The following is a 21499-nucleotide window of genomic DNA, read 5'->3' on the forward strand; positions in this document are numbered from 1 at the left end:
GTAAGGGAACTCCCAGAAAATGAACTCGCAGAGTTTCTCGAATGGCTTGATGAGTTCCAAGAAGCTCTCGCCGATCGCCAGTGAATCGATACTGTACGAGTTAAGATAGATGCTGCTGTTGCCATGTCCGAACATACTCCACCGATTGACGGCGAAACCTTTATTGCAGGGATTTGCGATCGTTTCTGGCAAGTACGCGAGACTAAACATTTATCCAGTTGCCAAGAGCGATCGACGCGATATAATCAGAGCAAACAGGTAAACAAATATTAGGAAAAAAAGTTACTTACCCATGAACATTACAGAACTTAAGACAGCAGTAAAGCAACTTCCACAGAATGAACTCGCAGAGTTTGTCAAATGGTTTGAATATTTCCAAGAAGCACTTTGGGATAAACAAATTGAAGAGGATCTGAAAGCAGGCAAATTCGACCCTGTGAGGCGACAAACAAAACAAGCATTTAGTGAAGGAAAATGTCTGGAAATCTGAAGCATTTTACATGGAACCTAGTCAGTCACAATCCCCCCAAATCATTACAATTTACAAAGCACCTCAAAAACGCAAAGGTCAGAAATTACTGAAAGAGGGATTTCAACCCGTCGATTTTCCCTACAATCCTCCTTATGTCGATGGAAATTGCTATTTTGCCTGCCCCAACGATCGAAGTATTGCAGAAGAGTATAATCAATGCTATAAAGAAGGGATACTGGAGGTTTCAATTGATAAGTCAAGTTATGAGCAGTATTTCAAGTCGCTGGAATATCGCTATGATGAGAAAGACGGTTACGAGCGAATTGAGGTAATTGTACCTCAACGCTTGTTTGCCATACTCAACCAATTTGCACGAGTCCTCAAACCACACTGAATATTATGGATAGTCAAAGCTGGGAACAAATTAAATTAAAGTACAGATTGGGGCAATTTTTGCTGGGTAAAGTTGAATATCATGCTCCCTTTGGAGTGTTTGTTAATATTGGTGAAGATGCTGTCAAAGGTTTGATTAAAATTCCAGACTTTTTGGATAACGGAGAGATGAGTGAAGAGATGTATCCTGAAATCGGTAGTGCGATCGGTGCAATTATTGTTGGATATAACGAGGGTAATTGTCGTGAAGTGTATCTTAGTGCGAAGCCTAGTGTTTTGCATGAAATTCTTGTGCCGTTGAGAAGTCGTCCGGTGCTGGTTTGAAATAATTAGGTATGTTAAGATCGATCGCAAAATCCAAATTTTGCCACTCGCTGGTTTCAAAGATCGATCGATGGGATATAATTAAAACAAACGGGTAAATCAATACTATGAGCATTACTCTGACGAAAACCCAAGAACTATTCATCCAAACTAAACTGCAAACTGGTAAATATGGCTCTGCTGAAGAAGTGCTGGAAGTTGCTTTGCGATTGTTAGATGAATACGATCGCGCCGATCGCCAATGGATCGATGCTGTACGAGTTAAAATAGATGCTGCGGTTGCCATGTCCGAACATACTCCACCGATTGATGGCGAAACCTTTATCGCAGGGATTTTGGATCGTTTCCGGCAAGCGCGCGAGACTCAACAATGAAACGTTATCTCATCAACGTTGTGGCAAGCCTTGACCTCAACGAAATTACTGATTATTATTTCACTACCAACAACATCGAAACCGGTGAGCGCTTTTTTCAAGATTTTGCGCGTCGTTGCCAGCAATTAGTCAACTTTCCTAATTTAGGCAGAAGTTATATAGAAATAGGTCCAAACTTGCGAGGTCTGCCTTTGGATGGCTACATCATTTTCTACCAACTTTTGGATGATGGGATTGAGATTCTTCGTGTAGTCAGCGGTCGCCGAGATATCCCGTCTCTATTTGAGGAACAAGAACCATGACATTGCGATCGTAAATAGCACAAATTTACTCCTCAAAGTCCACCTGTTTAACCAGCTCTAAAGGTATATCTAGCGCTTCTGCAATTTGCTCGTGGCTCAAGCCAAACTGCCGTAATTTATCAATTGTTTCAATCTTAGTTTGATTTTTGGTTTTCGGCTGCGATTCTGGAGTTTCCTGCTGAGTTTCATCTGGGGTAGGAGTAGAGGGATTAGGGCAATTATTGACGTAGCTAATTCTGTTATTTTGAAAATTATTATTTTTGCCAAGATTTATATTCTGATTTATCTGCCTTTCTAGGACGGATTCAAGATTACTTTTTTTAACTGGTTCCCCAAACACTTCAGATAACATTTGCAAAAGCTCGTGACTAGCCTTTTTAACGTGCTGGGAGCTATAGCAATCCGATCTGAGTCTCACAACACAAAGCCCTCTTGTATTCCTAGACTTTTTGTATAGCAAGACTTTCAGCTTTTCCCCATCTAGAAAATCACTTAGGATTGCTATATAATCATGAGTTTCTGCCACGTCAGCATATCTTTGACCCTTCAGTATTCCTGCGATAATCCTCCGCTGCAAGTTATTTAGACGTTTACCTGTGTTGGTATAGACAGCTTCATCGACAAATTGCAATATCTGAGGACTGTCCATAGGTGGGGTGGTGAGATAATTTTAGTTACTATACCAAACTTTTTCCAACTTTTTCCAACTTTTTGAGCTTCGCATCGGATTTTTAGAAAGTTCCCACTTTTTCCAATTTTTTTGGCTTTACAGGGTTGGTGAGAGAACTCTACTATAGCAATCCTAAATGATTTGAAAAATAGTACGCGAGCAAGATGCTCGCACTACAAGGATTCTGATCTCGATCGATTTTGCGACTGATTTAGGACTGCTATATATGGAATACCTGCGCTTAGCAAAATCCTGATCTTGATATTTTGTTCTTATCTCAGAGTTAGGTTTATACAAAGCAGACGATTGAATAGTCAGATAACTTAGCAATCAAGTATTATGTCTAAAAAAAGAAAAGCACTAACAGGCCCAGTATACTGGTTCCAAGTATTTAGTAGTTTTGCAGTAATGATAGGCGGAGTTGGTCTATTCTTAAAGGATCGAGTGTTGTGTTTTCCAGAAGTCCTTGTAAAACCGTGTATCCTGGTAACAGAGGGTGATAGTATCTTTAATTCAAAAGGAATAGAAATCAGCAGGGAACTTGCTTCGGCTATTCTAAATTTTTATCCTTACCTATTGGGTTTTGGCGGTATTTTTTTGCTGGGTACAATCTTAAAATATGGCATCCGTAGTCTTTGATTTTACCTCTTTAGTGTCAAATTACTAAAAGTTATTATAGCAATTTTATATTTTTAGCGATCGCCCTAACCAGAAAACCCAAGCGCGATCGCCCGCAACTACCACATCGTTTCAACGTAAGGAATATCATACCGCCGCGCGATCGCAACTAAAATGCGATCGCGCGGCAATTGCTCGATCGCCTGGATGATGCAACGATCGGTCAAACAACCGGACTGAGTATTGAGGATGTGCGGAATTTGCGATCTGCTCGAAATTAGAGCCAAGTTATCCACCTGCTTTCAGCCACCCAAAAACCTGCTCCACTGTCAAATCTAATGTTAAAAAACTTGGCACGGGCAACCGATCTTGTCCCGTTAACTCAACTGGTTCTCGTCCGGGAATAAATGCTAAAATAAACCGTTCCTCTGGATCGATTAACCATCCGAGCTGAGTCCCGTATTTCAAACAGTGTAAAATATTACTAATCACCTTAGTTGCTTTCTGGTCTGGGGATAAAATTTCTACTGTCCAGTCGGGATGAATTTCAAAGGAATTCGGAACTTCGCCATCCGCTTCAAAAGTGATTCTATCCCAAGCAAATACTGTAGCATCAGGTACAATAGAACGCCCGCCAAAAGTACAGCGCAATTCGGGAAAAGCAAGAGCAATTCGTTCTGTTTCCGCAACTAGATTAACAGCGTTGCAAAACTTGAGTTGCAAACGAGAATGTTTGCCTTGAGGCATAATCTTTTGGTGAATGCGTCCGTTAATAAATTCACTCGCAGGTTGAGTTTCCGGTAGTTTGAGGAAAGCTTCGAGAGTGAGAGAAATGGGAAGTGCTGCTGTCATCGCTTTGAATTCGGTGTCATTGCCACTCTGCCATAATTTTATCCTTAACTCTATTCTGTGTTTGTAGATCGATCGACCTCACCCTCACCCTCATCCTCCAAAACTTCACCCAAATAGCGCTGCACAAACTCCCGCGCTGCATCTATATCTAGCAACTTTAACGCCACAACCATCTTCACAAGCGTGTCTCCCGTTGGATCGATGAGCTCATTAAACCAACGATAGACAACGGAACGTCGCACGCCCATTGCGATCGCCAATTTGTTTTGGCTAATCCCATAGGTATTCAGCACATCTCTCAAAACTCGACCAGCTTTCCCCATGCACCCCATGATGCCAAGGGATGCCCCAACCGTAAATGACTACACATATGTACTCATTGCGGTATGATATTGGTAACTACACATATGTAGTCATAGGTTGATTTTGAAGATGAGGACTTCCCAATGGCTAAAGACTTTCTAACCGAACCGCCCAGCGACACCCAACAAGACGCAGATCCCACGGAGGAGCGAGAAAACCGGGAACCCGTGCGTATCATGGTTGTTGGCTCCCGCCAAGGCATAACCGCCGTAGTAAATTGGCTGGTGCGACTAGGTTTTGCCCAAATGGCAGACTGGAGCGACTTGCAGCGTGCACCGAATACGGGCCAGTGGATGCGCGTGCTGACAAAATGGTTGCAGAAGAATTGAGGCTACTGACGAGTAGGGCGATCGCATTTCAAAAACCTGATGTTTGGGAATCGTGCGATCGCCCGTCAAGTTCGTAGGCGCAAGCCGGGGCGTAGCCATCGACCTTCTAATACAATTAAAACCGCGAACGTTGAGGATGAAATCAAGTGTTACGATCGAAATAGCGATCGTGATTCCCGATTCCCACCATGACATTCATCAACCCCAAAACAGATTACGCCTTCAAAAAAATCTTCGGTTCCTCAGATAGCAAAGACATTCTCATCAGTTTCCTCAACGCCATAATTTACGAAGGCAATCCGACTATTGAAGACTTGGAAATTATCGATCCCAACCTCCCGCCCCGAGTTGAAGGCTTAAAAGACTCTTCTTTAGATGTCAAAGCCAAACTTGCCGACGGAACTCTAGTCATCATTGAAATGCAGGTATTAAACGTCGAGTCTTTCGGACAAAAAATCTTGTACAACGCAGCGAAAACCTACGCATTTCAATTGCAGAAAGGAGAAGGATATCGAATGCTCAAACCAGTAATTGCCTTGACGATTACTGATTTCGAGATGTTTAAAAATAGCGGCAAATTAATTTCGAGGTTTGTCTACAAAGAAGAAAACTCTAACTTACAATATCCCGATAATGACATCAAGTTGGTATTTGTAGAATTGCCGAAATTCACCAAATCAGTAGACCAACTAGAAACTCTGGCAGATAAATGGCTCTATTTCATGAAATACGCAATAACGATAACGGAAGTACCGCCAGTAATGGATAGCGTCCCCGAAATTCATCAAGCTTTTGGCATCGCCGATCGAGCGAATTTAAGCCCGGATGAACTGGCAAATATCGAACGGCAAGAAATGTTTATTTACGACCAGCAAGGCACGATCATTAAAGCTGTTAAAGATGCCGATCGAGACGCTAGACAAGAAGAAAAGCGGGCGATCGCACGGCAGTTACTCGATCGCCTAGATGACGCAACAATCGCTCAAATAACCGGACTTAGCGTTGAGTACGTGCAGAATTTGCGATCGGAATGAGATTTATTTCAAAAAGGGCGATCGCCCATCAAGTCCCATCGCGCCGATGATAGAATCGAGATAGCGGTCGTTATTCCCGATTCCCACCATGACATTCATCAACCCCAAAACCGATTACGCCTTCAAAAAAATATTTGGCTCCTCACAAAGCAAAGACATTCTCATCAGTTTTCTCAACGCCATGATTTACGATGGCAATCCTATCATTGCAGACTTAGAAATTATCAACCCCAACCTGCCGCCCAGAGTCGAAGGTTTGAAAGATACTTATTTAGATGTAAAAGCCAAACTCGCCGATGGTACTCTAGTAATTATTGAAATGCAGGTATTAAACGTAGAGTCGTTCGGCAAGAGAGTTTTGTACAACGCAGCCAAAACTTACGCCTTTCAATTGCAGAAAGGAGAAGGCTACCGAATGCTCAAACCCGTGATTGCATTAACACTGACTGATTTCGAGATGTTTCCAAATAGCGAACAGCTAATTTCGAGATTTATCTACAAAGAAGCAAGCACAAATCTCATCTATACCGATAATAACATCGAGTTAGTATTTGTAGAACTTCCGAAATTTACCAAGGAAGTACACCAGCTAGAAACGATTGCCGATAAATGGATTTATTTCATGAAATATGCGAGGACGATAACGGATGTCCCGGCAGTAATGGATAGCGTTCCAGAGATTCATCAAGCCTTTGATATCGCTAATCAAGTGAATTTAACCCCCGATGAATTGGCGGATATCGAACGGCGAGAAATGTTTATTTACGACCAACAAGGAGCTATAATTAAAGCTGTTGAAGAAGGCAGACAAGAAGAAAAACAGGCGATCGCGCGGCAGTTACTCGATCGCCTAGATGACGCAACAATCGCTCAAATAACCGGACTTAGCGTTGAGTACGTGCAGAATTTGCGATCGCAATGAGATTTCTTTGCCAACAATAATCACAACTGCAAAGCCCCAGACACCTTGGCATTTTTAACACTTGAAATCCGAATCAAAGAGCCTGATTTTACAGCAATCTTAGGTTTCCATTCATAAACCCCATCGCTAGTCGCGCGGTTGGCTATGCTTTCAACCGACTTATTCTCTTGATACAGCTCAATCTTGACCTCATCTTGAATATTGTCTATCCACAAAATCAAATAAGGTTTCTTTGCTTCCACCTGCACTTTTCCTGCTGGTTGAGCCACCAATATTTTTGGTGAAGCTGTCTGAGATTTTCTATTCCTAAATCCTAAATAGTGCGGCAGTTCCCGAGTGGCAATATTATTCGATTTAGGCAACATAATCTCGCCGATTTTAGGATTGAATAGATAAGTTGAGAGTCCGCCGTCGATCGTCACTATATCTCCTTTCACTCCGAATTCTCGCATTAACTTAGCCGCTGCGTCTAATGTCGCTTCATTAACTGTGATAATTGCCAGCAATTCATTACCCTTGCGACCATCTTTGTCCAGCGTACCGATGACGTGATACCTATTTGCGGGATTTTTAGATATCAGTTTAGCTGGATGGTGCTTGTATTCGTAAGTGACAACTGCATTTTGTACTTCTTTTTGATTCAATGGCTTTCCTGTTTGCGGTTCGTAATTTGTGATATATGCTTCTCGATCGTTCCAGACCAAAGCTTTCAAGCGAACATTTTTATACTGCCCATCTTTGGGTTTCTTGACGGGGCCGTAGAGGCCGTTACCGCCAGTAATAACTTGACCGTTGAATTTGATAGGAAAAGATAGCTGCGTGCTGCGTTGGTATTGTTCAAAAAAAGAACAGTTAATCACGGAAAAAACACCATTGCCGTAAAGGTTTTTGTATTCTCCTGTAACTTCAGAGAATAACTTGCTCTTAAAGAAAGGACTGTAATATTTGTTTTCTCCCTGATAATACAATCCTTTATTGAAAGCCATCCGATCGACCTCTCCAATTAGCTGGTCTATTTGCATTTTTTGCACGTTAATAACTTGCAAATAAGCCTGATTTCCGTTGGGTAGTTCTTTTTTGTACAACTCTGCACCATCTCTGGTATCCAAAGGTTGAAAATAACTGACTGGGCTGGAAAGTTGTTCGATCGCAAAATGTGCAACTGCTGCGACAACAGCAACAGCAAAAATCATCAAAAAAAACGGCAAGATTTTTTTGATCCTGTTCATAAATATTAATTTGTTTCTAGACCACACACCAAACTATCCCAAAAACAACTTATAAGCCGGATTTTGACTCTCATCCCCATACTGATAGCCCAGCGTATCCAAAAAAGCCTGCCATTCCTGCATCTCATCGGGCGGTACTTGAATTCCCACCACAATTCGCCCGTAATCAGCCCCGTTATTTCGATAGTGAAAAACGCTGATATTCCAGTTAGGACTCATCGAACCCACAAACTTCATCAACGCACCCGGACGTTCGGGAAATTCAAAGCGATAAAACAATTCATGATTTGCCAGCAAAGAACGCCCGCCCACCATGTGCCGCAAGTGCAATTTCGTTAATTCATCATCAGTTAAATCTAAAGTTTTGAAGCCGCAATCTTCAAAACTTGCGGCTATCTTCACCGCATCGGCACGATTTTGAATTTGTACGCCGATAAAAATATGCGCTGCTTTCTCATCCGCAATTCGATAGCTAAATTCAGTTAAATTGCGTTTCCCCAAACATTCGCAAAACTTGCGGAGACTTCCCGGTTGTTCGGGAATTGTGACTGCAAAAATAGCTTCGCGGCGTTCGCCAAACTCGGCTCTTTCTGCTACAAAACGCAGGCGATCGAAATTCATGTTTGCACCGCAAGCAACCGCAATTAACGTTTCTGCTGCGATTTGTTCCCGTTCCACGTAAGCTTTCGCACCTGCGATCGCCAAAGCGCCAGCAGGTTCTAAGATCGATCGCGTATCCTCAAAAACATCCTTAATCGCCGCACAAACATCATCCGTATCCACCAAAATAATCTCATCCACATACTCCTGACACAACCGAAAAGTTTCCTCTCCCACTTCCCGCACAGCAACGCCATCAGCAAATAAACCCACCTGCGACAAACGCACCCGTTTACCCGCTTTCAGCGATTGATTCATTGCATCGGAATCGATGGGTTCGACGCCAATAATCTTAATTTCCGGCCGCAACCGCTTGACATAGGCCCCAATTCCCGAAATCAATCCGCCGCCGCCAATTGCCACAAAAATCGCGTGAATTGGTTTTTGATGTTGCCGCAGAATTTCCATGCCGATCGTACCCTGTCCAGCAATTACGTGCGGGTCATCAAAAGGGTGAATAAAAGTTAAACCTTTTTCCGCCTCTAATTGGCGCGCAAAGGCGTAGGCATCGTCGTAGGTATCCCCATGCAAAACCACCTCTCCGCCACGGGCTATGACCGCATTTACCTTCACCTGCGGCGTCGTTACGGGCATGACTATGATCGCGCGAGTTCCCAGGTGATTGGCAGCGAGGGCGACTCCTTGGGCGTGGTTGCCGGCGGAAGCTGCAATCACACCTTGTGCTAGCAAATCCGGCGACAGTTGCGCCATTTTGTTGTACGCACCCCGCAGTTTGAAGGAAAACACCGACTGCATATCCTCTCGCTTCAGCAAAAGTTTATTGTTGAGCCGTGCTGATAGATTGGGGGCGACTTCTAGGGCTGTTTCTTGAGCAACATCGTAGACGCGGGCGGTGAGGATTTGTACCAGGTAATCGCAAAGCATGGGGTTAGCAGGTTGGTTGATGCCGGATGGTGAGATAATTGTACGGTATTTGTGTTAGTATTTTGCGGGGAATTGGCGATCCTCTTCGAGGGCTTTCCTTCGGATCGCTTCGCTAACGCTAACGGGCGATCGCAAGTTTTCAATAATAACTTTTCTCTTTGGGAACATAAGGAGCCTGAAGACTATGAATAATATTTCGTTGTTGGCGTTTACCCTGGTTATAAAATCCGGTTTGTGAGCGTATTAGTCCGTAATCCTTGATTTAGTATGTAAATTCATGAACCTACAAATTACAGATTTGCGTGCTGGCGACGAGCCAAAAATTCAACAGGTAGCTAGATTAATAGTTCAAGGTTTTAAAGAGCATTGGCCCGATGCTTGGCCCGATCTAAATTCTGCTTTGCAAGAAGTGCGAGAATCTTTTGGAGGCGATCGCATCAGTCGAATTGCTGTCGGCGACAGCAATCAAGTTTTGGGATGGATTGGCGGGATTAAACAGTATGACGGTAATGTTTGGGAACTGCACCCGCTGGTAGTGAGAACAGAATTTCGCAGACAAGGAATTGGTCGATCGCTCGTAGCTGATTTGGCAGCAGAAGCTAAAAACCGGGGAGGGATCGTGCTGTGGGTGGGTACCGACGACGAAGACAATCAAACCACTCTTTCAGGCATCAATCTTTATCCTAACGTTTGGGAACACATCGCCAAAATTAGAAATTTGCGCGGTCATCCCTACGAATTTTATCAAAAAATGGGTTTTGCGATCGTGGGAGTGATGCCCGACGCCAACGGAATTGGCAAGCCAGATATTTTCATGGCAAAGCGGTTGTAAAGTTTAATGCAGGTACTAAATTTGCATGCCGATAGCTGGCTTGCCAATCCAACACTTAGCAAAATTAGTTGTTGAAACTTTCCCAGAAAATCGGTCTAGTCTGGACGTGCGAACCCCGTTCGAGGGTCGCTGATAAACAACCCTAAAACTAACGAATCCATCACCGTATCCCAGACAGGAGTCAAACGTTCCGCATCGTCAACCCAGTAATCAAAAGTAATCAAACACTGAACGTTAGAACCCAGTCCGATACAAATTCGCGAATAAGCTTCCCGCTGTTCTGGAGGGTCGATAAACTTAAATTGGGTCCAAACAACCCGGGCCGTTTGCCGCTTCAATTGAATAATTTCCCCAGGATCGATCGGATTCCGCGTATCATCTTCAACCACCTTCTGTAATAGCGGCACCAGCGGAAAATCTGCCCAGTTACCGGGTGGTAGCAAATTAAACGAAACCTCCAAACAACAATCATCATCCGGCGGCTTTTTATCCGTAAACCGGAACGACTTAGTATCCGGTTCAAAATGCCAATCTTGGGGGACATCAAAGCGGACTGCACCTCTTCCTGCAACAAAAATCCGAGTTCCAGGCTTTGACTTCCAATTGTGGTCTTCTTTGAGCTCTAGGGTTTCCTTGAGCCATTCTTGCTTTTTGCGCTTAGACATAAACAGAACACCAAATTACTGCTAATGTGTAGTTTTAGACTTGGCAAACACATTTTAACCCTATTTTGCTCGCCGTTTGCTCAAATATAACAATCCTTACAAAAATTATGAATTCCTCTCTTCTCTCTTCCTCTGTGTTCTCTGCACCTCTGCACTAAAAAAAAATCCATTTCACAATCTGCTAAATTTTATTTTTCACTCTTGGGAATCACATACCTAATCCCACCCTTATTCCCCGCCGCATCCCCCCTGTAGCGGGGGATAACATGAATAGCCGCGTGACTGCGACTTTGACCAGCCTGTTTATTAATATTGATTCCCACATTAAAACCGTCAGGCTGAAACTCTTTACTTAACATCTCTTGCACCTTATTAGCCATAAACCAGCAAGCCGATTGCTCTCGAAACGGCAGTTCAAAATAATTAGCAACGTGACGCTTGGGGATGATTAAGACATGACCTTTGCTGGCGGGATAACCGTCAAACATCGCATAAGCTGTTGCTGACTCAGTTAGCAAAATTAGGTTTTTGTACGGATTGCAGAATATGCAGTTATTAGCTGAATTTCTTTGATAGTTGTAATGCACGTATTCGTAAATTTCGCAAGATTCATCTAAGTGATTTGACTTAAAGGGAAGCTTGACAATGCACTGATATGTAGGTTTTTTGTGCACGTAATGTTCTCGAAAACCTTCTTTTTTGAGATCCCTTCTCACTGCGAAATACGCATTCCCTCCCGGTTTCAACAGGTGCGACACTTCCATCAAGACATTAGCTTGTTCTTCGGGAAACAAAACATTTAAAACATAAAAGCAAATAATGGTGTCAAATTTATCTTCGGGGAATTCCGGGAAATAATAAGGGTCATAACCCGTAATATCGAAGCCTTTTTGCTGCAACAATCTAACATCGCTGCCGAAGCCGCACCCAAAATCTAAGACTTTCCCTTGCAGCAAGTTTTTATCCAATAAAAATCTGGCTGGAAATGACAGATAAATTCTTTCAATTGCCGTCAGGTGGCTGAATTTATTTTGTTGCTTTTTCATGGCGGCAAAAATTTGATTTAAATAAATATTCTTCAGTCCGCGCACCATCTGGACGAGAGTTTGTGGAGTAGCGATTTCACGATCCGAATGTTATCTAAAAATTTTATCACTATTGCAGTTTGGCGATCGCCCCTTTTTCCACCAAAACCTTACCAGTCACCAAATCCCGCACCGTCGCCAACAAAACCCGCCTCTCATCCACCTCAAAACTCACCGAAACCCTGTCAATTCCCAACACACCAGGGGGATTCAAATGCGCCACGCAAACCTGCTGGTGGTGGCTTTCCAGAGAGCGAAAATCGCTATGTTTGTTAAGCAAACTGCTCGTCATTTGCCCTTGTTCGTTAAAAATAACCTCCGCTTGCGATACCTCCGCAACTTCCCCAATATCTAACCGAATTTCCCTTTGCCCTTCAATTGCCACTTGCAGCGTCAACTCTTCGGAACTTTGACAGGGATACTTCATTTCCTTGCTAAATATCGGCGAATAAGCATAAGCTTTAGCATAAGGTTCCCAGAGACGAATTGCATAGCTGTGCCGCAAATAATCGTCAACACTCGCTAATTGTGTCAAGGCTAAAGCACCGTGCGCCACGGCTTCAAAAGGCTTGTCTCTTTGGACTTTTTGCCGCCCAAAATACGAAACCACTACATTAGATACAGCAGGAATTAAAGAAGTTCCTCCTACCAGCAAAACCTGTTCGATATCTGCTTTCCCGATACCTTTTCCCAGTGCAATACTCAGCACTTCATCTAAAGCTTCCCGCAACTGTTCTAACAACTGCCTAGATTCCAGAATTTCCTCAAGCTTGTCTCGGTTTAGCTGCAAGTCGTAAGACATAAAATTTTCATCGTCCCACCAACTTTCCTTCGCATCATTAACTTGAGAAACTTGAATTTTTAATTTTTCCGCTATTTCTAATAAATTCTGCCAGCCAACTGCGCCGACTTCTGCCCGCGACGAACCAATTTGCCGCAAATAATCTTCGACAATCCAGATGTCAATATCTTCGCCGCCGACATAAGCATCGGATTTTGCTAACACTTCGGCACGCACCCCCCCCAGCCCCCCCTTGCCAAGGGGGGGAGCAAGATTTCTCTCCCCCTTGCTAAGGGGGGGAGCGAGATTTCTCTCCCCCTTGCCAAGGGGGGGTAAGGGGGGGGTTACGGCTGTGCGAACCAAACTTAAATCTAAAGTGCCACCACCAAAATCTACTACTAAAACTAAAGAACCGGGACGTTTTACTGCATATCCCAGGGCTGCTGCTGTGGATTCATCTATTAGCTGAACTTCCGCAACTCCCAACTTTTCTGCTAAATCGCGAAACCAATCCAGATATCGCTCGAATGCTCCGACTGGTACAGTAAAAATTACATTGTCTGGCTGTATATTTTGTAAATATAATTGTTTCCAAATAGTTGCGATAAACTGTTCTGCTACTGATTCGGGCGTATAGGTTTCGCCGTCGAGATTGCGGGCTGGGGGCTGAAAATCGGCTGCTAAATCGCGTTTAAAAGCTTTGAAAAAGCGCTCTGGCTGTGACTGTCCCAAACGCTGCGATCGCACTTTTTCTCCCAATACCAAATCTTCCGCATTTTTCACAAATACCAAAGTCGGCACTACAGGTATTTCTCGAACATCTCCGCTCGATTTGTGCGTTTTGAAAATGCGGGATATCTCGCCCAATCTCAAAGTTTCTGGTGTTTGCGTATCCGGGTTGAGCATGCAGACAACCGTGTTGCTGGTACCGAAGTCAATTGCAACTGTAGTCATGTTGATTTTAGATTTTAGATTTTAGATTTAATTTTTCAGGCAGCCCTGGGTGGTGCAGCTAAGTTTATAGGACTTACGCATCTACTCTATTTGTAGGGTCGCATTGCGCCCCTTACTTAATTTTTTATGCCACCTGGCAGGGTGCGGCTAACTTTAGCGGGAGCAAGGATTCGCTCTCCATCTCGATAGCCGACAAACCTAATATAAACTAACTCTCCTTCTGTTATATCCTCAACATCCGGCTGGTGCAACTGCGGATTGTAAGTCACTTGTTCCCAAGCTGAACCGATTGTTTCAAAACCCCAACTCGACAAGAGATTTTCTAAGGGAGTAAACAAAGCAGAGAGGTTTTTGGCGGGCATATCCGGCTTGGCTTCTGCCATTTTGCGGGCGGCGGGATAGTTGGTTAACAAAGTTTGCAACTGTTCAAAGGTAGCGCGGCGAAAATCGGCAGTTAATTGAGTTTTTTGCTGCTGCAATTCTTCTCGCAGCCGGAAACACTGCTGCTTCAATTCTTCTATTTCGGTGGGATTAGTTGTGATTGTAGCCGATATTGGCAGCGCGCTCAAAGTGCGATCGAACTCTTGAAAATTCAAATTCAGCACTGTTGCCAGCCGCCTCAGTTGGTTTACCGTGAGTTTTCCCACGTCTCCCTGCCGCACTAAACGCACCCCGTAGCGACTTAAGCCTGCTTTTTCGCCTAAATCTTGCCAATCGAGAATGTCTAGCTGATTCATGCGTTCCCGCAGAATTGTATCGTACTTAAACTCGATCGCATCTCCCGCCTCAGATGCAGCATAAAGGTAGACTAAAATTAGAAAAATGCCCCCGACAGCCAGCGCGAAGCTGAAGGCAGGCACTGTTGTTACATCAACTGTTGCACCGAGGAGATCAAACATCTTTAACTCTTCTAAACTTGTTTTAAAGTCTGCGTTTGTTCAACGACCAAATTTTCTTCGCCTTGGTAGTATTCTGGCAGCAATTCTTGAGATTCTACTTTTCCGAGGGCTTTTTCAATTCCGGCGGTGGTTTCGGTGCAACTAGAACCGGTGGCGTTGAGGACGGTTTCGGTAATTTTGCCGTCTTTGCCGATACGGTATTCTATTTGACGGTACTCTGCCATAATTCTGCCTCTTGGTTTAATGCTTGAGTGTTGACTGTTGAGTGTTGAGTTATATTATAGATTCTATTTACCAATTATTCTAATGAATTTTTGTAGCGACAATGCAACCGGGGTTTCGCCGGAGATTATGGCAGCGATAGCAGCGGCTAATTGCGGTGCTGTGATGTCTTACGGAGATGATGAATATACTGAGCGTTTGCAAGTTAAATTCTCGGATTTGTTCGAGACATCGGTGACTGTTTTTCCTGTTGCAACAGGTTCTGCTGCTAATGCGCTAGCCCTTGCGGTTGTGACTCCTCCTTACGGGGCTGTTTACTGTCACGGGGAATCTCATATTAATGTAGATGAATGCGGCGCGCCGGAGTTTTTTACAGGCGGTGCAAAGTTAGTGACAGTAACAGGAAATCATGCTAAAATAGAGGCAGAGACTTTAGGAAAAAAGCTCGATCGCGCTGGTGCAGGTGTCGTCCATCACGTACAGCCCGCAGCCGTCAGCATCACTCAAGCAACGGAAGCCGGCACAGTCTACAATCCAGCGGAAATTTCCCACATTTCGGAAGTGGTTCGCGATCGCAATTTGCACCTGCACATGGATGGAGCTCGCTTTGCCAATGCTGTCGCCAGTCTTGGCTGTTCTCCTGCGGATGTCACTTGGCGGGCTGGTGTGGATATTCTCTCGTTTGGAGCGACAAAAAACGGTGCGATGGCTGCGGAAGCTGTGGTATTTTTTAATCCAGAATTGGCAAAGACTTTCCCTTTTTACCGCAAGCGCAGCGGGCATCTTTTCTCGAAAATGCGGTTTTTGTCGGCGCAGTTGGAAGCGTATATAACCGATGATTTGTGGCTGAAGAATGCGGCTCATGCAAATAATATGGCAGCCAAATTAGCCGAAGGTTTGGCGGGAGTTGAGGGAGCAAAGTTTTGCCATCAAGTTGAAGCCAACGAGATTTTTATTCAACTTCCCGAATCGATAATTACAGCGGTTTTAGCTGAAGGCTTTCTGTTTTATCGGTGGGATGAATGTACTATTAGACTGGTAACGGCTTTTAATACTCTGGAAGCCGATGTTGTTGCTTTGGTGGAAGCAGTTAAACGACATCAATGATTAAAATGTAGGGGCGGGTTTTACAAATAATACCGGCCAGCTATGAACAATCTAAGAAACCCGCCCCACCTAACAAATAATCCACATCAACCTTGATTTATATTAAATGCAAAAAATAGGCGCGGGGATTTCTCGTTGGGTGGGGGCGGGTTTGAGATATTGTTGGTTATTTACAATTATTGTTTGTGAAACCCGCCCCTACATTTTAAATGCGAAAAATAGGCGCGGGGATTTTTCGTTTGATGGGGGCGGGCTTGAGAGATTGCTGGTTATTTACAATTATTGTTTGTGAAACCCGTACCTACAATTTAATAGATTGAGGAACAGGTTCTGCAACTGCGGCTAGTTCTGGTTCAACTGCTTCGAGGTGTGCTTCTAAAAGCGCCAGATTTCTCATGTTGGATTTATAAAAAGCATCGAAGATATCTCCTACTAAAGGTACTGAACCAACAACGGCTTCTAGACCGATATTGTAAATCATTTTCCCTAGAGTTTTTTGGGGAATATTGAATCGAGTTGCTAAGTAAATTAGGTAGGCGGAAAATGCGGTATCTACGATATCCCCAGCACCCGGAACTAAACCGATAATGGGATCTAAACCAATGCGAAATTTAGTGCCGGGGATGCCAATGGCGGTATCCATCAGGCGGCTGAGTTTGCGGATGCGGTTGAGGGTGGCGAGACGCTCTATGTTGTTCATATTATTATTGTTGAACTAGGTTGAAATTTTGAAATCTGTCGGAAGAGGGAAAAAAACATCTAGAAACCGCTCATTCTCGATCTTCGCTAATATGCTGAATTCCCCATTCGTGCATGGCATTAATAATCGGTTTGAGACTTTCGCCCAAAGGCGTTAGCGAATATTCAACTTTTGGCGGCACTTGCAGGTAAATTTCCCGGTGCACAATCCCGTCTGATTCCATTTCCCGCAGTTGCTGCGTCAGCATCTTCTGAGTAATGCCGTTGACAGCTCGTTGCAGCTCGTTAAAACGCTTCACTCCTGGAAACAACTCCCGCAGAATCAAGACTTTCCAGCGCCCGCCAATCACCTCTAGAGTGCGTTCTACAGGGCAATTTGCTCGATCGAGGTTTACTTCTTGGACTTGCATAGTATCTTTTTGGTAACTACCGCACTTTTAAGTGCGTACTATCCATAATAGCTTGACTCGGTTTAAAATAAAAACATCAAAGAAACACCCGATAAATTTCACTGAGGATTCAGAAAATGATTACCGTCAGAAAAAGTGAAGCAAGAGGACACGCCAATCACGGTTGGCTGGACAGTTACCACACATTTTCTTTTGCCGGCTATTACGATCCAAATTATATGAATTTTCGCTCTTTGCGGGTAATTAATGAGGATTTTGTTAGCCCCGGCAAAGGTTTCGGCACTCACGGGCACAGCGACATGGAAATCATTACTTATGTATTAGAAGGAGCATTAGAACACAAGGACAGTTTGGGTACTGGTGCAGTGATTAAACCCGGTGAAGTGCAGCGGATGAGTGCAGGTACGGGTATCCAGCACAGCGAGTTCAATAACTCGAAGACAGACCCGGTTCATTTGCTGCAAATCTGGCTGTTACCCGATACAAAAGGCTTGCAGCCGAGTTACGAACAGCGGGATTTTCCAGTGGAAGAAAGGCGCGGAAAACTGCGCCTAGTGGCGGCGCGAGATGCCAGAGATGGTGCGGTAAAAGTGCATCAAGATGTGGATTTGTATGCGGCTGTTTTGGATAAAGACTCGCGGGTTTCTCATGCTTTGCAGCCGAATCGCCATGCTTGGGTGCAAGTGGCTCGCGGCTCGGTTTTGCTCAACGGTTTGCCTTTGAAAAATGGCGACGCTGCGGCGGTTAGCGGCGAATCTGAATTGGCGATTGAAGCTACGGAAGATGCTGAATTTTTGCTGTTTGATTTGGCATAGTATTGAATGCAAAATCCCCGACTTCTTGGAGAAGTCGGGGATTTTATTCGCTGGTATCTGACAGCTCAAAAGGATTTCAAGAATTAACAGAAATATTCTTTTTAGGTCGTCCGCCTTTCTTGCCATTTTTCCGTGCTGCTGCCGATTTAGAGCTTGAAGTTGCCTGTCCTCCCTTCCTTCCTAATTCAGCCATCCAATATTTTGTGCCAAAAATACCTGCTACAAGTTCGGGAATGCCAAAATCAACATCTAAGCTTTCCCAGTGCACGCTGCTACCGGAAGGTGGTAGCCAAACATCAGCAAGTTGTTCTGGTGAAGCACCTTCTAAGCCTTGTGCCAGCTTTGGCGGAAAAGAAAAAATAGCACCGTTTTTCAGTTTGATAACTATTAAATCTTCAGACTGGTTATACTGCACGGATTCGGCACGCGACTCTGTAGCCTCAGCGTTTTTCCATGCTTGCTTGGCTTTGGTTATTTGATCTCGGAGATTTTCCTCAGTTAATTCTTTGTCCCAGTTTCTAAATACCATATATTTCTTGCCATCGGTTTTGTTAAGTTTGGATGCTTGATTATTGCTGCATGGGATTGTGTTAAGCGGACTGTGAAGAAAATTATACTTAATCCTGGGTTACTACTTAGGAAATAAGTAAATAGGAGGAAGACAGTAAATTTTATTTGTGGTATTTTTGCTAAGGTTAAGTGTTTAGGATAAATTTTTATGCAAGAAAACCCGATCGCCCGAAAGCATCTTATTTCGAGCCTGATCACTGGTTTAGCAGTCGGCGCGATCGCGGGCGCACCTATCGGCTGGATGGCTAATGGGTATTATTCCGAGCAGCGTTTGGCTCAAATTCTGATTTGCCGAGAAAAAAATAGAGATCAGCCAGTTGCTATTGTTGAGGCTAGGTGCGGTTCCCGATTCTAAATTTTTCTGCTAGCCAGAGGGCTGTGTCACATATTGTGAGGCTTGTGCGAATGTCGAAAGTTCGATCGCGCAGGCCATAAATGCGTTCTCAACCGTCAATATGCCACAATATCCCACAAACCGGAAAAGTTATCCGTCAGTTGATATATGGGTATGTTAAATTTACACAATAATGAATTACAGCAGAACAATTCCGGCTATTTTGAGTGCTGCGATCGCTCTGAGTTCGATCGCCCTCATCCCAATCACATCACCTCAAATTGCCCTCGCATTAACCGCCGACAAAGTTAAAACCGTTGCCCAACAAATTACTGTTCGCATCCAGGGCCCAAAAGGCGGTTCTGGAGTAATTTTAGAGAAACAAGGCAGCACATACTATATTCTCACAAACTGGCACGTTGTCGATAAAGCCGGCGGTTACGAGGTCGTAACTCCCGACGGCCAAGCTCACTCTGTATCATACAGCCTCGTGCGGCGAGTGCCGGGGATGGACTTGGCCGTCGTACCCTTCAGCAGCGCTCAAAGTTACCCCCTGGCTCAATTAGCCAATTCCTCAGCAACTAAGGGAAACAAGGCTTATGTGGCCGGCTGGCCGATATCCGGCGGTTCTCTGAGACAGCCGATTTTCATCGCCACGGAAGGTCAGCTTACCGGCCGCCAAACTCCCTGGAACGGTTATACATTGGTATACAACAACTTAGTGAGAGCGGGCATGAGCGGCGGCCCGGTGCTCGACGATGCGGGGCGAGTTGTCGCAATTAACGGCATTGTCAGGTTAGAGGATAACTCCGATAAAATCGTGGCGGCGGGGATAGAAATCAATACTTTCATGAAATGGCGATCGACTATTTCGCTGCCAGTAGTACCCCAATCTCCTAATGCCGGAAACCCAAAAACTCCGGCGAATAATGCGCCCCGCCCGCCCGCAAGTGCGATCGCCTTTGCTGCTACAAATACCCTCAAAGGGCCTTCGGAAGTTGTCAGTTCCCTTGCCCTAGCTTCAACTTATTTTACTACAGGAAATAGCAACGGCACAATCTCAGTTTGGAATTTTCCCAGCGGGCAATTAAAAACTACCCTGCAAGGACACACGGAAGCCGTAAACGCACTGGGGGCGAGTGCGGACGGAAAGTTGTTAGCTAGCGGCAGCGACGACAAAACGGTGAAAATTTGGAATTTAGAAACTGGTGCGGTTGTACGCACTTTGAGCGGTCATTCCAATGCAGTTTCGAGCGTTGCCGTCAGTCCAGACGGTCAATTTGTAGCCAGCGGCAGTTGGGACAAAACGATTAAGATTTGGAACGCTAAAACGGGGGAGTTGCTGCGGACTTTGACCGGGCATTCTGGGTTGGTGAATGCTGTTGTTATCAGTCCTGACAACAAAACTTTAGCTAGTGGCAGCAAAGATGGTTCAATTAGGTTGTGGAATTTAGCTACAGGTCAAGCAATTCGCACGATTAGCGGCAAAAATTTGTCTGTTTTGTCCCTAGCTTTTACTCCCGACGGCAAGAGTTTAGCGGCGGGAAACAGCAACGGTACAATCGGTTTGTGGAATGCCGGAAACGGGCAGTTAATTCGGCGTTTGAGCGGGCATACCGATGGAGTTTGGTCTGTGGCATTCAGTCGGGATGGCACTACTCTGGTTACTGGGAGTTGGGATAAGAGTATCAGACTTTGGGATGTGCGATCGGGCGATTTGAGAGGTACTTTGAGCGGTCATGCTGGCTATGTTAGCGCTGTGGCGATTAGCGCGGATGGGAAGACTATTGTTAGTGCTGGTTGGTTGGGGGAAATCAAGATTTGGAAAAGGGGGAATTGAGAGGGCGATCGAATGTGCTACGATTAAATGAGAGCGTCATTGAACAACAAAAATAGTCACCAAAACTGTTTCGTCAAAAGGTGAAAAATGAGTACCTTAACAACTAAATTACCTACAGACACCTGGGTAGTAGCAACATGGGAAGAATTCATCGCGATGGCAGATGACCCAGCTTACAATAAAGCAAAATGCTACTACCGCAACGGACAAATGAGGATTGAAACTATGTCAGTAGGGCCAGATCATGCTAGAGACAATGGAAGTATTTTTTTAGGAGTGAGTCTGTTCTGTATTGCGAAAGCTATCCCTTTAAATGGTTTGGATAACTGTAGCTACCGTAAAACAGGAGTCCGAGAGTGTCAGCCAGACGTATCTTACTACATTGGAGAAAGAGCAAAATTAGTACCTAGGGGAACTTCGATCGCAAGTCTTGACGTTACCCCACCGCCAGATTTAGTCATAGAAGTTGCTGACTCAACTTTGGCTGATGATATCGGTGAAAAACGGTTGCTTTACGAAGAGTTAAAAGTCGCTGAATATTGGGTAGTAGACGTGCAGAAATCTCAAATTATTGCTTTTGCTATTATTGCTGATAATGGCAGTAGGCGGATCGTTCAATCGGAAGTTTTGCCGGGATTAACTATTGCTGTGTTGGAAGAGGCTTTGCGGCGGAGTCGCACTGAAGATCAAGCACAGGTAGGGGCTTGGTTGTTGGCTCAATTTCAGCAGCAATAATAATAATCGATATAAATAATATCAAATCCGGTAGCATCAGAATTAATATTACCCGAAATCAGGACACGGCAGTGCCGTTTCCCTACCAAGAATCGGGGGAGGGAAACGGCCCTGCCCTGTCCTC

General features: G+C 44.4%; 28 protein-coding genes and 1 pseudogene. 16 read left to right on the plus strand and 13 right to left on the minus strand.

What is annotated here, in order from left to right:
- The first annotated feature begins 292 nt into the window (after positions 1–292).
- The 5 genes from QUA02_RS27090 to QUA02_RS27110 all read left to right on the plus strand — a co-directional run bounded on the left by QUA02_RS27090 (position 293) and on the right by QUA02_RS27110 (position 1865).
- The gene (locus QUA02_RS27090) at positions 293–490 is read left to right on the plus strand and encodes a hypothetical protein (protein ID WP_333032382.1); all 198 of its coding nucleotides are present in this window, start codon (positions 293–295) and stop codon (positions 488–490) included.
- A complete protein-coding gene (locus QUA02_RS27095) occupies positions 465–866 on the plus strand; it encodes a hypothetical protein (protein WP_333032383.1) in 402 nt (133 codons plus the stop codon). Before QUA02_RS27090 ends, QUA02_RS27095 begins: the two co-directional genes overlap by 26 nt.
- Positions 867–871: 5 nt before the next feature.
- On the plus strand, positions 872–1189 hold the full coding sequence (locus tag QUA02_RS27100; RefSeq protein WP_333032386.1) for an RNA-binding protein: 318 nt from the start codon (positions 872–874) through the stop codon (positions 1187–1189).
- 107 nt (positions 1190–1296) lie between these two features.
- Entirely contained in the window at positions 1297–1563 is a 267-nt protein-coding gene (locus QUA02_RS27105; RefSeq protein ID WP_333032387.1) for a ribbon-helix-helix domain-containing protein, read from the plus strand.
- The gene (locus QUA02_RS27110; protein ID WP_333032389.1) at positions 1560–1865 is read left to right on the plus strand and encodes a type II toxin-antitoxin system RelE/ParE family toxin; all 306 of its coding nucleotides are present in this window, start codon (positions 1560–1562) and stop codon (positions 1863–1865) included. Before QUA02_RS27105 ends, QUA02_RS27110 begins: the two co-directional genes overlap by 4 nt.
- A 25-nt stretch (positions 1866–1890) precedes the next feature.
- On the opposite strand, the gene QUA02_RS27115 is transcribed toward QUA02_RS27110, so the two are convergent.
- The gene (locus QUA02_RS27115; protein ID WP_445305212.1) at positions 1891–2514 is read right to left on the minus strand and encodes a helix-turn-helix domain-containing protein; all 624 of its coding nucleotides are present in this window, start codon (positions 2512–2514) and stop codon (positions 1891–1893) included.
- A 360-nt stretch (positions 2515–2874) separates the two neighbouring features.
- Here QUA02_RS27115 and QUA02_RS27120 point away from each other — a divergent pair, with 360 nt between their 5' ends.
- A complete protein-coding gene (locus QUA02_RS27120; RefSeq protein WP_333032393.1) occupies positions 2875–3174 on the plus strand; it encodes a hypothetical protein in 300 nt (99 codons plus the stop codon).
- Positions 3175–3329: 155 nt separating this feature from the next.
- A pseudogene (locus tag QUA02_RS33730) lies at positions 3330–3434 on the plus strand (Rpn family recombination-promoting nuclease/putative transposase); the annotation flags it as partial.
- Between the two features lie 7 nt (positions 3435–3441).
- Here QUA02_RS33730 and QUA02_RS27130 read toward each other — a convergent pair.
- Positions 3442–4005: a Uma2 family endonuclease gene (locus tag QUA02_RS27130; protein ID WP_333032397.1), complete on the minus strand. Its 564-nt coding sequence runs from the start codon at positions 4003–4005 to the stop codon at positions 3442–3444.
- Between the two features lie 50 nt (positions 4006–4055).
- Positions 4056–4328, minus strand: coding sequence for a helix-turn-helix domain-containing protein (locus QUA02_RS27135; protein ID WP_333032399.1), 273 nt, complete (start codon positions 4326–4328; stop codon positions 4056–4058).
- 123 nt (positions 4329–4451) lie between these two features.
- Between QUA02_RS27135 and QUA02_RS27140 the strand changes: the two genes are divergently transcribed.
- From QUA02_RS27140 to QUA02_RS27150, 3 genes are all read left to right on the plus strand, one after another.
- Positions 4452–4697: a hypothetical protein gene (locus QUA02_RS27140; RefSeq protein ID WP_333032401.1), complete on the plus strand. Its 246-nt coding sequence runs from the start codon at positions 4452–4454 to the stop codon at positions 4695–4697.
- A 188-nt stretch (positions 4698–4885) separates the two neighbouring features.
- Positions 4886–5731 carry an Rpn family recombination-promoting nuclease/putative transposase gene (locus tag QUA02_RS27145; RefSeq protein ID WP_333032404.1) on the plus strand — a complete coding sequence of 282 codons (846 nt, stop codon included), beginning with the start codon at positions 4886–4888 and terminating at the stop codon, positions 5729–5731.
- Positions 5732–5819: 88 nt separating this feature from the next.
- Complete coding sequence (locus QUA02_RS27150; protein ID WP_333032406.1) at positions 5820–6653, plus strand: Rpn family recombination-promoting nuclease/putative transposase; 834 nt, start codon at positions 5820–5822, stop codon at positions 6651–6653.
- A gap of 20 nt (positions 6654–6673) precedes the next feature.
- Here QUA02_RS27150 and QUA02_RS27155 read toward each other — a convergent pair whose 3' ends face one another.
- Both QUA02_RS27155 and ilvA read right to left on the minus strand, forming a co-directional pair.
- Positions 6674–7882 (minus strand): hypothetical protein, encoded by a 1209-nt coding sequence (locus tag QUA02_RS27155; protein WP_333032407.1) that lies wholly within the window; start codon positions 7880–7882, stop codon positions 6674–6676.
- A 33-nt stretch (positions 7883–7915) separates the two neighbouring features.
- Positions 7916–9448, minus strand: a complete 1533-nt coding sequence (gene ilvA, locus QUA02_RS27160) for a threonine ammonia-lyase, biosynthetic (protein ID WP_333032440.1) — start codon at positions 9446–9448, stop codon at positions 7916–7918.
- 256 nt (positions 9449–9704) lie between these two features.
- On the opposite strand from ilvA, the gene QUA02_RS27165 reads away from it, so the two are divergent.
- The gene (locus QUA02_RS27165) at positions 9705–10259 is read left to right on the plus strand and encodes a GNAT family N-acetyltransferase (protein WP_333032409.1); all 555 of its coding nucleotides are present in this window, start codon (positions 9705–9707) and stop codon (positions 10257–10259) included.
- A gap of 95 nt (positions 10260–10354) precedes the next feature.
- Here the strand turns inward: QUA02_RS27165 and QUA02_RS27170 are convergent, their stop codons facing one another.
- From QUA02_RS27170 to QUA02_RS27190, 5 genes are all read right to left on the minus strand, one after another.
- On the minus strand, positions 10355–10924 hold the full coding sequence (locus QUA02_RS27170) for an Alr1449 family protein (RefSeq protein WP_333032412.1): 570 nt from the start codon (positions 10922–10924) through the stop codon (positions 10355–10357).
- A gap of 188 nt (positions 10925–11112) precedes the next feature.
- Positions 11113–11970, minus strand: coding sequence for an HIT family protein (locus QUA02_RS27175; protein ID WP_333032416.1), 858 nt, complete (start codon positions 11968–11970; stop codon positions 11113–11115).
- A 109-nt stretch (positions 11971–12079) separates the two neighbouring features.
- On the minus strand, positions 12080–13744 hold the full coding sequence (locus QUA02_RS27180) for an Hsp70 family protein (protein ID WP_333032419.1): 1665 nt from the start codon (positions 13742–13744) through the stop codon (positions 12080–12082).
- Positions 13745–13860: 116 nt separating this feature from the next.
- Positions 13861–14643: a nucleotide exchange factor GrpE gene (locus QUA02_RS27185; protein WP_333032421.1), complete on the minus strand. Its 783-nt coding sequence runs from the start codon at positions 14641–14643 to the stop codon at positions 13861–13863.
- An 11-nt stretch (positions 14644–14654) separates the two neighbouring features.
- Positions 14655–14867: a DUF2997 domain-containing protein gene (locus tag QUA02_RS27190; protein ID WP_333032424.1), complete on the minus strand. Its 213-nt coding sequence runs from the start codon at positions 14865–14867 to the stop codon at positions 14655–14657.
- Positions 14868–14949: 82 nt separating this feature from the next.
- Between QUA02_RS27190 and QUA02_RS27195 the strand changes: the two genes are divergently transcribed.
- Positions 14950–15972: a threonine aldolase family protein gene (locus QUA02_RS27195; protein ID WP_333032426.1), complete on the plus strand. Its 1023-nt coding sequence runs from the start codon at positions 14950–14952 to the stop codon at positions 15970–15972.
- Positions 15973–16273: 301 nt separating this feature from the next.
- Here QUA02_RS27195 and QUA02_RS27200 read toward each other — a convergent pair whose 3' ends face one another.
- Complete coding sequence (locus QUA02_RS27200) at positions 16274–16672, minus strand: DUF4112 domain-containing protein (protein WP_333032427.1); 399 nt, start codon at positions 16670–16672, stop codon at positions 16274–16276.
- A gap of 70 nt (positions 16673–16742) precedes the next feature.
- Positions 16743–17081: a winged helix-turn-helix transcriptional regulator gene (locus tag QUA02_RS27205; RefSeq protein WP_333032430.1), complete on the minus strand. Its 339-nt coding sequence runs from the start codon at positions 17079–17081 to the stop codon at positions 16743–16745.
- A gap of 116 nt (positions 17082–17197) precedes the next feature.
- On the opposite strand from QUA02_RS27205, the gene QUA02_RS27210 reads away from it, so the two are divergent.
- Positions 17198–17896, plus strand: coding sequence for a pirin family protein (locus QUA02_RS27210; protein WP_333032431.1), 699 nt, complete (start codon positions 17198–17200; stop codon positions 17894–17896).
- A gap of 76 nt (positions 17897–17972) precedes the next feature.
- Here the strand turns inward: QUA02_RS27210 and QUA02_RS27215 are convergent, their stop codons facing one another.
- On the minus strand, positions 17973–18425 hold the full coding sequence (locus QUA02_RS27215) for a DUF2442 domain-containing protein (protein WP_333032432.1): 453 nt from the start codon (positions 18423–18425) through the stop codon (positions 17973–17975).
- Positions 18426–18614: 189 nt separating this feature from the next.
- On the opposite strand from QUA02_RS27215, the gene QUA02_RS27220 reads away from it, so the two are divergent.
- The 3 genes from QUA02_RS27220 (at position 18615) to QUA02_RS27230 (ending at position 21375) form a co-directional block, all read left to right on the plus strand.
- Positions 18615–18821 carry a hypothetical protein gene (locus tag QUA02_RS27220; RefSeq protein ID WP_333032435.1) on the plus strand — a complete coding sequence of 69 codons (207 nt, stop codon included), beginning with the start codon at positions 18615–18617 and terminating at the stop codon, positions 18819–18821.
- A gap of 172 nt (positions 18822–18993) precedes the next feature.
- On the plus strand, positions 18994–20640 hold the full coding sequence (locus QUA02_RS27225) for a WD40 domain-containing protein (RefSeq protein WP_333032437.1): 1647 nt from the start codon (positions 18994–18996) through the stop codon (positions 20638–20640).
- Between the two features lie 87 nt (positions 20641–20727).
- Entirely contained in the window at positions 20728–21375 is a 648-nt protein-coding gene (locus QUA02_RS27230; RefSeq protein ID WP_333032438.1) for a Uma2 family endonuclease, read from the plus strand.
- Positions 21376–21499 lie beyond the last annotated feature (124 nt).

This window comes from Microcoleus pseudofavosus SVA1_A4, from assembly GCF_036700565.1.
In the GTDB taxonomy this organism is placed as follows: Bacteria; Cyanobacteriota; Cyanobacteriia; order Cyanobacteriales; family Microcoleaceae; genus Microcoleus.

Excerpts from the sequence above, each read along its gene's own strand:
- QUA02_RS27090 (WP_333032382.1), top strand. The coding sequence starts at position 293 with ATGAACATTACAGAACTTAAGACAGCAGTAAAGCAACTTCCACAGAAT.
- QUA02_RS27100 (WP_333032386.1), top strand. The coding sequence starts at position 872 with ATGGATAGTCAAAGCTGGGAACAAATTAAATTAAAGTACAGATTGGGG.
- QUA02_RS27105 (WP_333032387.1), top strand. The coding sequence starts at position 1,297 with ATGAGCATTACTCTGACGAAAACCCAAGAACTATTCATCCAAACTAAA.
- QUA02_RS27110 (WP_333032389.1), top strand. The coding sequence starts at position 1,560 with ATGAAACGTTATCTCATCAACGTTGTGGCAAGCCTTGACCTCAACGAA.
- QUA02_RS27115 (WP_445305212.1), bottom strand. The coding sequence starts at position 2,514 with ATGGACAGTCCTCAGATATTGCAATTTGTCGATGAAGCTGTCTATACC.
- QUA02_RS27120 (WP_333032393.1), top strand. The coding sequence starts at position 2,875 with ATGTCTAAAAAAAGAAAAGCACTAACAGGCCCAGTATACTGGTTCCAA.
- QUA02_RS27130 (WP_333032397.1), bottom strand. The coding sequence starts at position 4,005 with ATGACAGCAGCACTTCCCATTTCTCTCACTCTCGAAGCTTTCCTCAAA.
- QUA02_RS27135 (WP_333032399.1), bottom strand. The coding sequence starts at position 4,328 with ATGGGGAAAGCTGGTCGAGTTTTGAGAGATGTGCTGAATACCTATGGG.
- QUA02_RS27140 (WP_333032401.1), top strand. The coding sequence starts at position 4,452 with ATGGCTAAAGACTTTCTAACCGAACCGCCCAGCGACACCCAACAAGAC.
- QUA02_RS27145 (WP_333032404.1), top strand. The coding sequence starts at position 4,886 with ATGACATTCATCAACCCCAAAACAGATTACGCCTTCAAAAAAATCTTC.
- QUA02_RS27150 (WP_333032406.1), top strand. The coding sequence starts at position 5,820 with ATGACATTCATCAACCCCAAAACCGATTACGCCTTCAAAAAAATATTT.
- QUA02_RS27155 (WP_333032407.1), bottom strand. The coding sequence starts at position 7,882 with ATGAACAGGATCAAAAAAATCTTGCCGTTTTTTTTGATGATTTTTGCT.
- QUA02_RS27165 (WP_333032409.1), top strand. The coding sequence starts at position 9,705 with ATGAACCTACAAATTACAGATTTGCGTGCTGGCGACGAGCCAAAAATT.
- QUA02_RS27170 (WP_333032412.1), bottom strand. The coding sequence starts at position 10,924 with ATGTCTAAGCGCAAAAAGCAAGAATGGCTCAAGGAAACCCTAGAGCTC.
- QUA02_RS27175 (WP_333032416.1), bottom strand. The coding sequence starts at position 11,970 with ATGAAAAAGCAACAAAATAAATTCAGCCACCTGACGGCAATTGAAAGA.
- QUA02_RS27180 (WP_333032419.1), bottom strand. The coding sequence starts at position 13,744 with ATGACTACAGTTGCAATTGACTTCGGTACCAGCAACACGGTTGTCTGC.
- QUA02_RS27185 (WP_333032421.1), bottom strand. The coding sequence starts at position 14,643 with ATGTTTGATCTCCTCGGTGCAACAGTTGATGTAACAACAGTGCCTGCC.
- QUA02_RS27190 (WP_333032424.1), bottom strand. The coding sequence starts at position 14,867 with ATGGCAGAGTACCGTCAAATAGAATACCGTATCGGCAAAGACGGCAAA.
- QUA02_RS27195 (WP_333032426.1), top strand. The coding sequence starts at position 14,950 with ATGAATTTTTGTAGCGACAATGCAACCGGGGTTTCGCCGGAGATTATG.
- QUA02_RS27200 (WP_333032427.1), bottom strand. The coding sequence starts at position 16,672 with ATGAACAACATAGAGCGTCTCGCCACCCTCAACCGCATCCGCAAACTC.
- QUA02_RS27205 (WP_333032430.1), bottom strand. The coding sequence starts at position 17,081 with ATGCAAGTCCAAGAAGTAAACCTCGATCGAGCAAATTGCCCTGTAGAA.
- QUA02_RS27210 (WP_333032431.1), top strand. The coding sequence starts at position 17,198 with ATGATTACCGTCAGAAAAAGTGAAGCAAGAGGACACGCCAATCACGGT.
- QUA02_RS27215 (WP_333032432.1), bottom strand. The coding sequence starts at position 18,425 with ATGGTATTTAGAAACTGGGACAAAGAATTAACTGAGGAAAATCTCCGA.
- QUA02_RS27220 (WP_333032435.1), top strand. The coding sequence starts at position 18,615 with ATGCAAGAAAACCCGATCGCCCGAAAGCATCTTATTTCGAGCCTGATC.
- QUA02_RS27225 (WP_333032437.1), top strand. The coding sequence starts at position 18,994 with ATGAATTACAGCAGAACAATTCCGGCTATTTTGAGTGCTGCGATCGCT.
- QUA02_RS27230 (WP_333032438.1), top strand. The coding sequence starts at position 20,728 with ATGAGTACCTTAACAACTAAATTACCTACAGACACCTGGGTAGTAGCA.